At 64.2% G+C, this 12,696-nt stretch carries 11 protein-coding genes; 7 read left to right on the top strand and 4 right to left on the bottom strand.

Translation table 11 applies throughout. The annotated features are described in order from the left end of the window. A partial coding sequence (locus VEC01_RS10065) for an Obg family GTPase (RefSeq protein WP_324900678.1) occupies nucleotides 1-655 on the top strand: 655 nt, incomplete at its 5' end. A 93-nt stretch (nucleotides 656-748) separates the two neighbouring features. Further along, nucleotides 749-1,867 (top strand): glutamate 5-kinase, encoded by a 1,119-nt coding sequence (proB, locus tag VEC01_RS10060; RefSeq protein ID WP_324900677.1) that lies wholly within the window; start codon nucleotides 749-751, stop codon nucleotides 1,865-1,867. A 132-nt stretch (nucleotides 1,868-1,999) separates the two neighbouring features. Here proB and VEC01_RS10055 read toward each other — a convergent pair whose 3' ends face one another. Together VEC01_RS10055 and VEC01_RS10050 are read right to left on the bottom strand one after the other, a co-directional pair. After that, entirely contained in the window at nucleotides 2,000-2,536 is a 537-nt protein-coding gene (locus tag VEC01_RS10055; RefSeq protein ID WP_324900676.1) for a CNP1-like family protein, read from the bottom strand. Between the two features lie 65 nt (nucleotides 2,537-2,601). Then, the gene (locus VEC01_RS10050; protein ID WP_324900675.1) at nucleotides 2,602-3,192 is read right to left on the bottom strand and encodes an RNA pyrophosphohydrolase; all 591 of its coding nucleotides are present in this window, start codon (nucleotides 3,190-3,192) and stop codon (nucleotides 2,602-2,604) included. A 199-nt stretch (nucleotides 3,193-3,391) separates the two neighbouring features. Here VEC01_RS10050 and VEC01_RS10045 point away from each other — a divergent pair, with 199 nt between their 5' ends. The 3 genes from VEC01_RS10045 to VEC01_RS10035 are packed head-to-tail and all read left to right on the top strand — an operon-like array spanning nucleotide 3,392 to nucleotide 6,346. Further along, nucleotides 3,392-5,116: a proline--tRNA ligase gene (locus tag VEC01_RS10045; protein WP_324900674.1), complete on the top strand. Its 1,725-nt coding sequence runs from the start codon at nucleotides 3,392-3,394 to the stop codon at nucleotides 5,114-5,116. Between the two features lie 16 nt (nucleotides 5,117-5,132). Next, nucleotides 5,133-5,741, top strand: a complete 609-nt coding sequence (locus VEC01_RS10040) for a lytic transglycosylase domain-containing protein (RefSeq protein WP_324900673.1) — start codon at nucleotides 5,133-5,135, stop codon at nucleotides 5,739-5,741. Nucleotides 5,742-5,758: 17 nt separating this feature from the next. Continuing rightward, nucleotides 5,759-6,346, top strand: coding sequence for a hypothetical protein (locus VEC01_RS10035; RefSeq protein ID WP_324900672.1), 588 nt, complete (start codon nucleotides 5,759-5,761; stop codon nucleotides 6,344-6,346). A gap of 103 nt (nucleotides 6,347-6,449) precedes the next feature. Here VEC01_RS10035 and VEC01_RS10030 read toward each other — a convergent pair whose 3' ends face one another. After that, on the bottom strand, nucleotides 6,450-6,971 hold the full coding sequence (locus VEC01_RS10030; protein ID WP_324900671.1) for an SWIB/MDM2 domain-containing protein: 522 nt from the start codon (nucleotides 6,969-6,971) through the stop codon (nucleotides 6,450-6,452). Nucleotides 6,972-7,636: 665 nt separating this feature from the next. Continuing rightward, nucleotides 7,637-9,004 carry a signal recognition particle protein gene (gene ffh, locus VEC01_RS10025; protein ID WP_324900670.1) on the bottom strand — a complete coding sequence of 456 codons (1,368 nt, stop codon included), beginning with the start codon at nucleotides 9,002-9,004 and terminating at the stop codon, nucleotides 7,637-7,639. A 490-nt stretch (nucleotides 9,005-9,494) separates the two neighbouring features. Here ffh and VEC01_RS10020 point away from each other — a divergent pair, with 490 nt between their 5' ends. Beyond that, nucleotides 9,495-11,327 (top strand): sensor histidine kinase, encoded by a 1,833-nt coding sequence (locus VEC01_RS10020; protein ID WP_324900669.1) that lies wholly within the window; start codon nucleotides 9,495-9,497, stop codon nucleotides 11,325-11,327. Beyond that, a complete protein-coding gene (locus VEC01_RS10015) occupies nucleotides 11,320-12,663 on the top strand; it encodes a sigma-54 dependent transcriptional regulator (RefSeq protein ID WP_324900668.1) in 1,344 nt (447 codons plus the stop codon). The genes VEC01_RS10020 and VEC01_RS10015 overlap by 8 nt, the downstream gene beginning before the upstream one ends. Nucleotides 12,664-12,696: the final 33 nt, after the last annotated feature.

Here is a 12,696-nt window from a genome sequence, read left to right as displayed (position 1 = left end):
CTGGCTGCGCCTGAAACTGATCGCCGATGCAGGCCTGCTCGGCCAGCCGAACGCCGGCAAGTCGACCTTCCTGGCCGCGGTCAGCCGCGCCCGCCCGAAGATCGCCGACTATCCGTTCACCACGCTGCACCCGAACCTGGGCGTCGTGCGCGTGGGCCCGGAGCAGAGCTTCGTGATCGCGGACGTGCCGGGCCTGATCGAGGGCGCATCCGAAGGCGCGGGCCTGGGCCACCAGTTCCTGCGCCATCTGCAGCGCACGCGCCTGCTGCTGCACGTGGTGGACATCGCGCCGTTCGACGAGGCCGTCGACCCGGTCGCACAGGCCAAGGCGATCGCAGCGGAACTGAAGAAGTACGACAAGGCCCTCTACGACAAGCCGCGCTGGCTGGTGCTGAACAAGCTCGACGTAGTACCGGAAGACGAGCGCAAGAAGCGGGTGAAGGATTTCATCAAGCGCTTCGGCTGGAAGGGGCCGGTGTTCGAGATTTCGGCGCTGACGCGCGAAGGCTGCGAAGATCTGGTCATGGCGATCTACGACTACCTGGCCGAGCAGCGCCGTCAGGAGCACCGCGCGGAAGAGACCCAGGTGGCGGAAGAGGCACGCAGCATTGCTTCGATCGACCCCGATGATCCGAGGTTCAAGGTCATCGAGTAATACAATACCCGGCGGGCGGACCGCTGTCCGTCCTCACGGATCAAGGCAGCCATCCGCTCCCTCTGGCATGATGGCGGTTTCCAAAAGAGAATAATGAACTCCGTCATCCAAAAGGCCAAGCGCCTCATCATCAAGGTGGGCTCCTCGCTCGTGACCAACGACGGCAAGGGGCTCGATACCGCCGCCATCGCGAAATGGGCGGAGCAGATCGCGCAGCTGCGCGCCATGGGCAAGGAAGTCGTGCTGGTCAGCTCCGGCGCGATTGCCGAGGGCATGCAGCGGCTCGGCTTCGACAAGCGTCCGACCGGCATCCACGAATTGCAGGCCTGCGCCGCCGTCGGGCAGATGGGACTGGCGCAGATCTATGAAACCAGTTTTCGCCAGCACAAGCTTCGCACCGCGCAGGTGCTGCTGACGCATGCCGACCTCGCCGACCGGGAACGCTACCTGAACGCGCGCTCCACCCTTTTTACGCTGCTGCGGTTCGGCGTGGTCCCCATCATTAATGAAAACGACACGGTGGTCACCGACGAGATCAAGTTCGGCGACAACGACACGCTCGGCGCGCTGGTCGCGAATCTGATCGAAGGCGATGCGCTGGTGATCCTGACCGACCAGAAGGGCTTGTATACCGCCGATCCGCGCAAGGACCCGAACGCAGAGTTCGTGCACGAAGCCAAGGCGGGCGACCCGGCGCTGGAAGCGATGGCGGGTGGCGCCGGCACCGGCATCGGCCGCGGCGGCATGTTGACCAAGATCCTGGCGGCCAAGCGCGCGGCAACCTCCGGCGCGCATACCGTGATTGCCTGGGGCCGAGAAGACCGCGTGCTGACCCGGTTGGCCAAGGGCGAGGTGATCGGCACACAACTGGCGGCTCAGATGGCGCACCTGACCGCGCGCAAGCAGTGGATGGCCGATCACCTGCAGACCGCGGGGAAGGTGGTGCTGGATGCGGGCGCGGTGCAGAAGCTGACGGCGGAAGGAAAATCGCTGCTGCCGATCGGTGTGGTCGAAGTCGCCGGCGAATTCGGCCGCGGGGACGTGATTACCTGCACCGACGAATCCGGGCGGGCGATCGCGCGCGGGATGAGCAATTATTCGAGTTCCGAGGCGCGTCGCATCATGCGCCGGCCTTCCTCGGAAATCCTGGCTATCCTTGGTTTCGTCGAGGAGCCGGAGTTGATTCACCGCGACAACATGGTATTGCTGTAGCAATCCGGCCCGCGCCTGATGCGGGCATTATTGCGCCACCGTTCCACGGATCTTTACCGTCATCCCGGCTTTCGCCGGAAGGCGGGGACGACGATTCAATACCGATGTCCTGCAACAGCAGGGAGACCGTCCTTACCGAATCCTCTGCGGCTCCAGCGTCTGCTGGTAGCGCAACCGCCTCACCATGTCATTCGCGCTGCCGGCCACTGTCTTTTCAGAGCAGAAGTAATCCTTCGCAAGCGCCGCATGCTGCCGGTTCGCTGCGCTGCCATTGATCCTTTCCCACTGGTCGCGCCTGGAGCGTGACCAGCTGCCGTCCGGCTGGCCGAAGGCGTACAGCTTGCGCTCATAGGTGGCGCAGCGGATCCCCTCATAGCTGACATTCCGGGCGCCGGCGTCGCTCACCGCCACCAGCGTATAGCGGACCACGCCGTCCTGGCCGAGCGTCAGCGACCTGGTATCGACGGCGAAGGAATAGCTCGAGGTGGCGCTCACGTAGAAGGGGGCCAGATGTTCCGCAAGAGGCGCCGGCGGAAGCTGCACCGCGATTTCCTGCCATTGCTTGTCCTTGTCATCGAAATCCTCCTCGAAGCGCGACTGGGCGTGCGCTGCCGCCGCCAGCGCCAGCGAGGCGAGCAGGGGCGAGATCCGGAACAGCCGTGCAGGCATGGGAACATCCTTTCGAAATGAAGCTGCGCAGCACCTGCGCAGCGGATCCTTTTGCGACATCGGGGTTATTCGGTCTTCGGCTTTGCGGCAGCCGGCGGCGCAGCTGTAGTCGGGCTCACCGTCCGGGCGTTATGGTTCTGCCTCAGGTAGCGTCCGCCATTGCGTTGCGAATTGCCGCCCGAAGGCCGCGTCAGGAAGCGCGACAGCTCCTGCAACGCCTTCTGGTAGACCTCGCGCTTGAATTCGATCACCACGTCCAGCGGCACCCAGTATTCGTGCCAGCGCCACGCATCGAACTCGGGATGGTCGGTGCCGCGCAGGTTGATGTCGCAGTCGCGGCCGACCATGCGCAGCAGGAACCAGATCTGTTTCTGCCCCCGGTAGTGTCCGCGGACTTCGCGCTTGATGAAGCGGTCAGGGACTTCATAGCGCAGCCAGTCGCGTGTGCGACCGATGATCCTGACGTGTTCGGCCTTCAGGCCGACTTCCTCTTCGAGCTCCCGATACATCGCCTGTTCGGGTGTTTCCCCGAACTTGATACCGCCCTGCGGAAACTGCCACGAATGTTCGCGCACCCGCTTGCCCCACCACACCTCGTTATTGGCGTTAAGCAGGATAATGCCGACGTTCGGGCGGAAGCCTTCACGGTCCAGCATGTTGCACCTCAAAACTTTCTGCGGCTAGACCATCCCCATCGTTACAAATTTTGCACGCGCAAAGTCGCGCAATCATCATCCGCGGTCCCCTCTAGAGCCGCGGCGTGCATCAAAAATGTCAGGAAAGGATGCATCAGCCAGCTAATCCTTTAAAATTGAGTCGATTATAACTCTCTCTTTTTAAAAAGAATTCACCGTCATGCGCGCATCACGTTTTTTTATTTCAACCCTCAAGGAAGCTCCGTCCGACGCCGAAATCGTCAGCCACAAACTCATGCTGCGCGCCGGGATGATCAAGCGCCTCGGCTCGGGCATCTATACCTACATGCCGATGGGCTTGCGTGTGATCCGCAAGGTGGAAAACATCATTCGGCAAGAGATGAACCGCGCAGGCGCGGTCGAGTTGCTGATGCCGGTGGTGCAGCCGGCCGAACTCTGGCAGGAGACCGCGCGCTGGGACAAGATGGGGCCGGAACTGATGCGCGTGAAGGACCGTCATGGCCGCGACTACGCGATCCAGCCGACCTCGGAGGAAGTGATCACTGATGTGGTGCGCGGCGAGATCAAATCCTACCGCCAGCTGCCGATCAATTTCTACCACATCCAGACCAAGTTCCGCGACGAGCGCCGTCCACGCTTCGGCCTGATGCGGGGACGCGAATTCACGATGAAGGATGCCTATTCCTTCGACCGAGACGTCGCCGGCATGCAGCAGTCCTACAAGATCATGTATGACGCCTACGTCGCGATCTTCAACCGCTTCGGCCTGCAGTTCCGTGCGGTCGCCGCCGATAACGGCGCCATCGGCGGCTCCGGTTCGCACGAATTCCACGTGATCGCCGATACCGGCGAGGACGCACTGGTCTACAGCCCGGAATCGGATTACGCGGCCAATATCGAGGCCGCCGAGGCAGTCGCGCTGATCCCGACGCGCGCCGCCCCCGCCCAGCCCCTCACAAAGACGCCGACCCCGGGCAAGGCGAAGTGCGAGCATGTCGCCGAGCTGCTCGGACTGCCGTTGTCGCAGACGGTCAAGTCCATCGTGCTGGCGGTCGACAAGGACGGCGCCGACACGGAAATCTGGCTGCTGCTGCTGCGCGGCGACCATGACCTGAATGAAGTCAAGGCAGCCAAGGTGCCCGGCCTTGGCACCTACCGTTTCGCCAGCGAGAGCGAAATCGTCGAATGGTTCGGCACCAGGCCGGGCTATCTCGGCCCGATCGGCACGAAGAAGCCGGTCAAGGTCGTTGCCGACCGCACGGTCGCCAACATGAGCGACTTCGTCTGCGGGGCCAATGAAGAGGATTACCACTTTACCGGTGCGAACTGGGGGCGTGACCTGCCGGAGCCGGTGGTTGCAGACATCCGAAACGTAGTCGCCGGCGATCCCTCGCCCGACGGCAAGGGGGCGCTCGCAATCCAGCGCGGCATCGAGGTCGGCCATGTGTTCCAGCTCGGCACCCGCTACTCGAAGGACATGGATGCCACCTACCTGGATGAAAGCGGCAAGCCGCAGCTGCTGCAGATGGGCTGCTACGGCATCGGCGTGACGCGTATCCTGGGTGCGGCGATCGAGCAGAACTTTGACGACCGCGGCATCATCTGGCCGACTGCGATCGCGCCCTTCGAAGTGGTGCTGTGCCCGATGGGCTACGACCGCAGCGAGATGGTGAAGGCCGAAACCGACAAGCTGTACGATGCATTGCTGGCTGCCGGTGTCGACGTGATCCTGGATGATCGCGGCGAGCGGCCGGGCGTGATGTTTGCCGACTGGGAACTGATCGGTGTGCCGCATCGCGTGGTGATCGGCGAACGCGGCTTGAAGGAAGGCAAGCTGGAATACCAGGGCCGCCGCGATGCTGCTGCGACGCCGGTCCCCGCTGCCGAGATGGCCGCTTTCGTAAAGGCGCGCGTTGCCGCATAAGGCCCGCCGGCTGGCCATGACGTATCCGACGATGCGGCGCCTCGCAGCGGTCATGGCGCTGGTGCTGAGCGCCGGCGCGTGGGCAGGCAACCAGAAGGAAGAGGCGCTGGCCGACGGCGTGCGGCTGGCGCTGGCCAATGCCATCGCCGACGCGCGGCCGCCGCGCCCGAAGTTCGACAATATCGACGAACGCATCAAGTACCTGCACTGGCTGGGCGAAATGTCCAGCCGCCTCAAGAAGCGGCTGCCTGACTGGCAGGTAAGGCGGGAGTTCCTCGAAACGGCCTGGTATGAGGCCAGGCGCGCCGGGCTCGATCCCGCATTGGTGCTCGGCCTGATCCAGGTCGAATCCGCCTTCCGCAAGTACGCGGTATCCCCGGTCGGCGCTCATGGCTACATGCAGGTGATGCCGTTCTGGACGCGCGTGATCGGCGACGGCGATCGCCGCAAGTTGTTCCACATGCAGACCAACCTGCGTTATGGCTGCTCCATCCTGCGCATGTACCTCGATATGGAAGGGGGCAATCTCTTCCTTGCGCTGGGACGATACAACGGCAGCCGCGGCCAGTCCGGGTATCCGAACGCCGTTCTCGCCGCCTGGAAACAGTGGGAGTTCAAGGGCTGACCGCGTCGCGGCGGCGCATGCTGTCGCAGGCGCTGCTGGCGTCCGTGCTGCTTCACCTGTTCGCGCTGTATTGGCTGCGTCATGGGCTGCCCATGACGTCCGGCGCTGCCCAGGCACGTCCGGCCCTGGAAATCCATCTCACCCCCTCCAGGAGCGCCCCTGCGGCGCCCGCAGCCTCTATTCCCGCTCCTGCCCGGAGACTGCCAGCGGCCGCCGATAAAGACAAGCAGATGCAGGCCCCGTTGCCGGTTCCCGAACGGCACCCCGTCCCGTCTTCGGCAGAAATGGACGCATCCGTGGCTGGCAGTCTGCTCGAATCGGCAAAGCGTGACGTCGGCAAGATCGTTCGTGAGCTGCGCAAGGACTTCCCGGCATTGCGGGCTGGCGAAGGGCAGGGGACGGCGACGGCGCGCCTCGAGCGCGCGATCGCCGCAGCGGGACTGCCTTCGGGTAGCGCGATGCAGGAGGTGACGGCGCCGGATGGCAGGCGGATGACGAAAGTGATCGGGGCAACGGGTACTTACTGCGTCTACGGACGCCGTTCCGGTGCAGGGATCGCCGAGAGCGAACTTGCCGCGATGGTCGTCGGCACTTGTCCCCGGTGAGACAAGCCAGGGCGCCGGGTGCCACCCCTGCCCGGAGGCGAAGCGCATAAACAAAAACGCCCGCGCGATGCGGGCGTTTTTGTTTGGCCTTCGGAAAGACGATTTATTGCAGGTGATTGGAAATGAGTTTGGTCATTTCGAACATCGACACTTGCTTCTTTCCGCCAAACACGGCTTTCAGCTTGTCATCCGCATTGATCATGCGTTTGTTTGCTGTGTCTTGCAGCTTGTTCTTCTTGATGTAGTCCCAAACCTTCTTGGTGACTTCGGTACGCGGCAGCGGATTCGCGCCGATCACTGCACCCAGGGTTGCGGACGGCGTCATCGGTTTCATGAACGCTGCATTCGGCTTACGCGGTGTCTTCGGCTTTGCTACCTTCTTTGCGGCGGGCTTCTTGGCTGCGACCTTCTTTACCGGTGCGGCCTTCTTTGCTACCGGCTTCTTCGCTGCCGGCTTTGCTGCTGCCTTCTTGGCGGCGGGCTTCGCTGCCGGCTTTGCAGCTGCCTTCTTTGCTACCGGCTTCTTTGCCGGTGCTGCTTTCTTTGCTGCGGGCTTAGCTGCGGCTTTCTTCGCAGCGGGCTTCTTGGCGGCTGTTTTGGCCGCGGGTTTTTTGGCTGTTGCCATCTTCAAGCCTCCTTCACGAATGTGTTGGGAAATTGCGTCGAATCACGCAACGCTAATAGTGGTGCGGTTTTCACAGGGATGCAAGTGTTTTTTGAACGTTTTTGCATGATTTTGTGTGCTCCGTGCCACGAGATCTTCATAGGAGAAAAGGGGGTTTTGTCCCTTTGGCGCGGGCGGTTTTCCCTCTGATGGGAGCATGGCCGTTCCGTCGTAGGTCTCGAGGGGAGACGGCGAGGCGACATAGCGGACACGCCGGCAGGAAGGGGCGCCGCCCCGAGAGCCTTGCCGGTATTGGCTCTCCGGCCTGTGAGGGGCAAGCGCAAGCGCGCGCCCTGTTGCAGGACACTGCTGCAGCCGTTCCCCGGGAGCGACCGGTCACTGACGGGGCTGCTTCGGAGGATGTCTCCTGACCGTTACGCGTTGCGTCAGAAGGCTGAGGCCGGGCATCGCCGCGCACGGCGCCCGGGATGCCAATGATGCCGCTCTCCAGGGGAGCGCATGCAATGCAGTCATGGCTGCGCGCGGAACAGAGGGGCAGTGGGTGCCGGCGGGGTTTTGCGGGGAGGGCAGGGGGAGGTATCGAGAGGAGTGCGCCGGCGGCCGGTTCGTTATCGTTCCCGGCGAGGATGGCAAAGAGGGGGGCGTCGTCCCCCTCCCGCAAGGCCTTAGCGCATGCCGGGGAGCATGCCCTTCATGCCGCGCATCATCTTCATCATGCCGCCGCCCTTCAGCTTCTTCATCATCGACTGCATCTGCTCGAACTGGGCCAGCATGCGGTTCACTTCCTGCACCTGCACGCCGGCGCCGGCAGCGATACGCCGCTTGCGGGAAGCCTTGATGAGGTCCGGCTTGGCGCGTTCCTGCGGGGTCATCGCGTTGATGATTCCCTCCATGCGCCGCACCTGCTTTTCGGCCTGTCCCATGTCGGCATTGCCGGCTGCCTGCTGCAGCTGCGCGGGCAGCTTGTCGAGCAGGCCGGAGAGTCCGCCCATCTTCTTCATCTGCGACAGCTGGGCCTTGAAGTCGTTCAGGTCGAACTTGCCGCCGCCCTTGATCTTGTCGGCCAGGTCCTTCGCCGCTTCGACGTCGACGCCTTTCCTGGCTTCCTCGACCAGCGCCAGGATGTCGCCCATGCCGAGGATGCGGTTGGCCATGCGTTGCGGATCGAAGGCTTCCAGGCCGTCGAGCTTTTCCGCGACGCCGGCGAACTTGACCGGCTTGCCGGTGATGTGACGTACCGACAGCGCCGCGCCGCCGCGCGCATCGCCGTCGAGCTTGGTCAGGACCACGCCGGTCAGCGGCAGTGCGTCATTGAAGGCCTTGGCGGTATTGATCGCATCCTGGCCAAGCATGGCATCGACCACGAACAGGGTTTCGATCGGCCTGAGGGCGGCATGCAGGGCGGCAATCTCCTGCATCATCGCCTCATCGATGCCGAGCCGGCCGGCGGTGTCGACGATCAGCACGTCGTGATAGTGCTTCTTCGCGTAATCCATCGCTGCCAGCGCGATATCCACCGGCTTGTCGGTGGGCGACGACGGGAAGAAGTCGGCGCCCACCTGTGCGGTCACCGTCTGCAACTGGCCGATCGCGGCCGGACGGTAGACGTCGGCGGAGACGGTCAGCACCTTTTTCTTCTTCTGTTCCTTCAGGTACTTCGCCAGCTTGCCGACGGTGGTGGTCTTGCCCGCGCCCTGCAGGCCGGCCATCAGGATGATCGCCGGCGGCTGGGTGGCGAAGTTGAGCTGCGCAGCCTCCGGACCGAGGTCGGCGCCCATCAGCGAGGCCAGCTCGCGCTGCACCACGCCAACCAGGGCCTGGCCGGGGGTGAGCGAGCCGATCACTTCCTCGCCCATCGCTTTTTCCTTCACGCGGGCGATGAACTCGCGGACAGCGGGCAACGCGACGTCGGCCTCCAGCAGGGCCAGGCGCACCTCGCGCAGCATCTCGGCGGTATTGGATTCGGTCAGGCGCGCTTCTCCGCGCATCGTTTTGACGACTTTCGCCAGTCTTTGGGTCAGGTTGTCGAGCATGGGTGACGGTGTCTCAAGAAAAGGGATAGGGCCGCTGCAGAATGGCGGGCCGCAGGAACAGCCGCCATTTTACCCGATGCCGCCGCCTTGCCTTCTCGAGCGCATGCAGCGCGGGGGAGGGCGGCATGACGGGGGGCCGTCGCGATGTTTCGCCTGGGCGAGGCATGCAGTCCCGTCGATGTGCAAGATCGCCGCAAGCGCCTGCAGATTGATGAATCGGCAAGCCAAACGACGCAAAGGCATGAGAAACAGAAACTATTTGCAGCATGCCGCGCAGGCGGAGCAGCATCTGCTGCAGTCCGCCTTCGACACCGCTGCCGTCGGGAAGATTCGTGTCCTGAAGGCGGGCAGGGCAGTGCGAAACACAACAATGCGATGCGAAGCCAACCGGTTCGAGTTGTGCGGGGGTAATATAGTGCACGCGGAGCCAGCCCTGTGGCGCCGCATCCGCACCCGCAGAGGATTGCACCACCTGTGCAATGAAGACGGAATGAGATCGAGGAGACAAAACGGCCTAGTCGTACTGGCGATCGCGCTGGCGGTGGCGGTCGTCTATACGGTCTATCTGGTTGCCGCCGGCAGGGCGCGCAATGACATCCATGCCGCTGGCGACCGCCAGTTGCAGATCATCGCGCTCGACCTGGAGTCGGTGCTGGAGAAGTTCGAGACGCTGCCGTTCGCGCTGGGCTTCCAGACCGACATTTCCGGATTGCTGGAAAATCCCGCCGATCAGGCGCTTCGGGCCGGGGTGAACCGGACGCTGCAGTCCATCCAGCGGCAATCGAAGGTGAGCGCCATCTACCTGATGGACCGCGATGGAAATACGCTCGCATCGAGCAATTTCGACGACGCGCTCAGCTTCGTCGGCAAGAATTTCGGCTTTCGGCCCTATTTCCGCGACGCGCTCGGCGGCAAGGCCGGCCGGTTCTACGGTATCGGCAGCGCCACCAGCGAGCCGGGTTACTTCATCGCGCAGCCTGTCTATACCCGTGGCGCCCCGCGGGAAGGCGCGCGGCCGATCGGGGTCATGGCCGTCAAGATCAGCCTGGCGGAATTCGAGCAGGCCTGGCGCAGCAGCGAAGAGCCGATCGCGCTTGCTGACCGCAACGGCGTGGTTTTCCTCAGCAACCGGCCGGCCTGGCGCTACCACAGCACCCGGCCGCTGACCGCGAGCGAGCAGCACGAGCTGGCGGGCACGCTTCAGTATGCGCGCCGCACCATCTCACCCATTGGGATGTTGCCGGAGCCTGAACGCGCAGGTTTCGGCGAACACGTGACCAAGCCGGTCGGCCGGCTCGGGTGGCAACTGCTCCTGTTTCCGTCGCAGGCGCGGGTCACACGCTCGGCCACCCTGGCTGCCGGAGCGGCAGCGCTGGTGCTGGCGGTCGCTGCGATCTCCGTCTGGGCGGCCTACCAGAGGCGGCGGCGGCTCGAGGAGCGTTCGGCGTCGCGCAAGGCGCTGCAGCAGGCGGCGGAAGAACTGGACCGCAAGATCGCACAGCGCACCGACGAACTGCTGGCAGCAAACCGCAGTCTCGAAACGAAATACGCGAAGCTCAAGGAAACCGAACAGCTGCTGCGTTCGACTCAGAATGAACTGGTGCAGGCCGGCAAGCTGGCGATGCTGGGACAGATGGCCGCCGGCGTCACCCACGAGCTGAACCAGCCGCTGGCGGCAATCCGCGCCTTCGCCGACAACGCAGTGACCTTCCTCGGGCGCGGGCAGACGGACAAGGCGGGCGAAAACCTGTCCCACATCAGTGCTGCCACGGCACGCATGGGCGCCATCATCGGCCAGCTCAAGGGCTTTGCGCGCAAGAGCCATGAAGCCGTCTCCAGCGTCGACCTGGCGCAATCCATCCACGCCTCGGCGATGCTGCTGGAGGGAGACTTCCGGCGCCAGGGCGCGCAACTTGATATCGATATCCGGGACGCGGTCTCTGTGCTGGGCGACTCGGTACGTACCGAGCAGGTGCTGATCAACCTGCTGCGCAACGCACTGGACGCGGTCGAGGACGCGCAGCCGAAGCGGGTCGCGGTAAGCCTCTGCCGGGAGGGGGGGCATGCGGTCGTGCGCATTCGCGACAGCGGACCCGGAATCCCGGAACAGGTGGCGCAGCATCTGTTCGAGCCGTTCTTTACCACCAAGGCGGCCGGCCGGGGGCTGGGCCTGGGGCTGGCCATCTCCTCGTCGATCGTGCAGGCGATGAATGGCCAATTGACGGCATGCAATCACCCTGGCGGCGGGGCGGAATTCATGATCCGGTGGCCGGCACCCGTCGAGCCGGCGCAAGCGGAGGGAGGTCAGGTTGTCCATGTATAAATCAGAGGACGAAGCAATACTTGTCGAAGACGAGCAGGCGGTGCGCATGGCGACGGCGCAGACGCTGGAACTGGGAGGATTCAAGGTCCGCGCCTGCGGCAGCGCCGAGGAAGCGCAGGCATGGCTGCAGCCGGGGTTTCCCGGTGTTGTCGTGACTGACGTGCACCTGCCGGGGCGCTCGGGGATGGAATTGCTGGCGCAGGTGGCGGCAATGGACCCGACCCTGCCGGTCATCGTGATTACCGGCCACGGCGACGTCGGCATGGCGGTCGAGGCGATGCGCGCCGGCGCCTATGATTTCATCGAGAAGCCGTTTGCCGCGGAGCGCCTGGTGGGCACGGTGAGGCGGGCACAGGAAAAGCGCCGCCTGGTGCTGGAAAACGAACGCCTCAAGGCCGCCTGGGTTGCGCATGGCGACATGCCGGCGCTGATCGGGCTGTCGCCGGCGATCGAAAAACTGCGCAGCATGATCCGTGCGGTGGGGCCGACCGGCGCCGACGTGCTGATCAACGGCCAGACCGGCACCGGCAAGGAAGTCGTTGCCCGGCATCTGCATGCGGCGAGCGGCCGCAAAGGGCCGTTCGTGGCAATCAACTGCGGCGCCTTGCCGGAAAGCGTGTTCGAAAGCGAGATTTTCGGTCACGAGGCGGGCGCTTTTACCAGCGCGCAGAAGCGCCGCATCGGCAAGCTGGAGTACGCCAACGGGGGCACCGTTTTCCTTGATGAAATTGAAAGCATGCCTCTCGCCTTGCAGGTCAAGCTGCTGCGCGTGTTGCAGGAGCGCAGGCTGGAGCGGCTGGGCGGCAATGAGCCGATACAGGTCGATTGCCGCATCGTCGCCGCCAGCAAGGCCGACCTGCTGCGGCTGAGCGCCCAGGGCGGCTTCCGTGAAGACTTGTATTACCGGATCGGCGTGGTCAGCATCGATCTGCCGCGCCTGGCCGAGCGGCGCGAGGACATTCCCTTGCTGCTGTCCCACTTCGTGCAAGGAGCCGCGGTTCGCTACCAGCGCCCGGTGCCGCAATGGAGCACCGCGCAGATGGCGGAATGGCAAGCACGCGAGTGGCCGGGCAACGTGCGCGAGCTGCGCAATTTCGCCGACCGGCTGGTGCTGGGGGTGGTCGAACCCGCGCCGGCCGCGATGCAGGGGCAGCCAGAGGGCGCCGCCGCGCTGCCGCAGCGGGTCGATGCCTACGAAAGGATGCTGATCGTGGAGGCGCTGTCGGCGGTCGAGGGGAATGTTTCCGCGGCGGCGGAAAGGCTCGGCGTGCCAAAGAAAACACTGTATGACAAGTTGAAAAAGTACCAGCTTCCGACTGGCCGGGTGGCGGAATGACAATCCTGCTCGGCCCGCCGTTTCCGGCTTCCG

The sequence above is a fragment of the Noviherbaspirillum sp. genome, assembly GCF_035627455.1.
Lineage (GTDB): Bacteria > Pseudomonadota > Gammaproteobacteria > Burkholderiales > Burkholderiaceae_D > Noviherbaspirillum.
The sequence above is the reverse complement of the archived record's forward strand: the minus strand, read 5'-3'. Positions and strand labels throughout refer to the sequence as shown.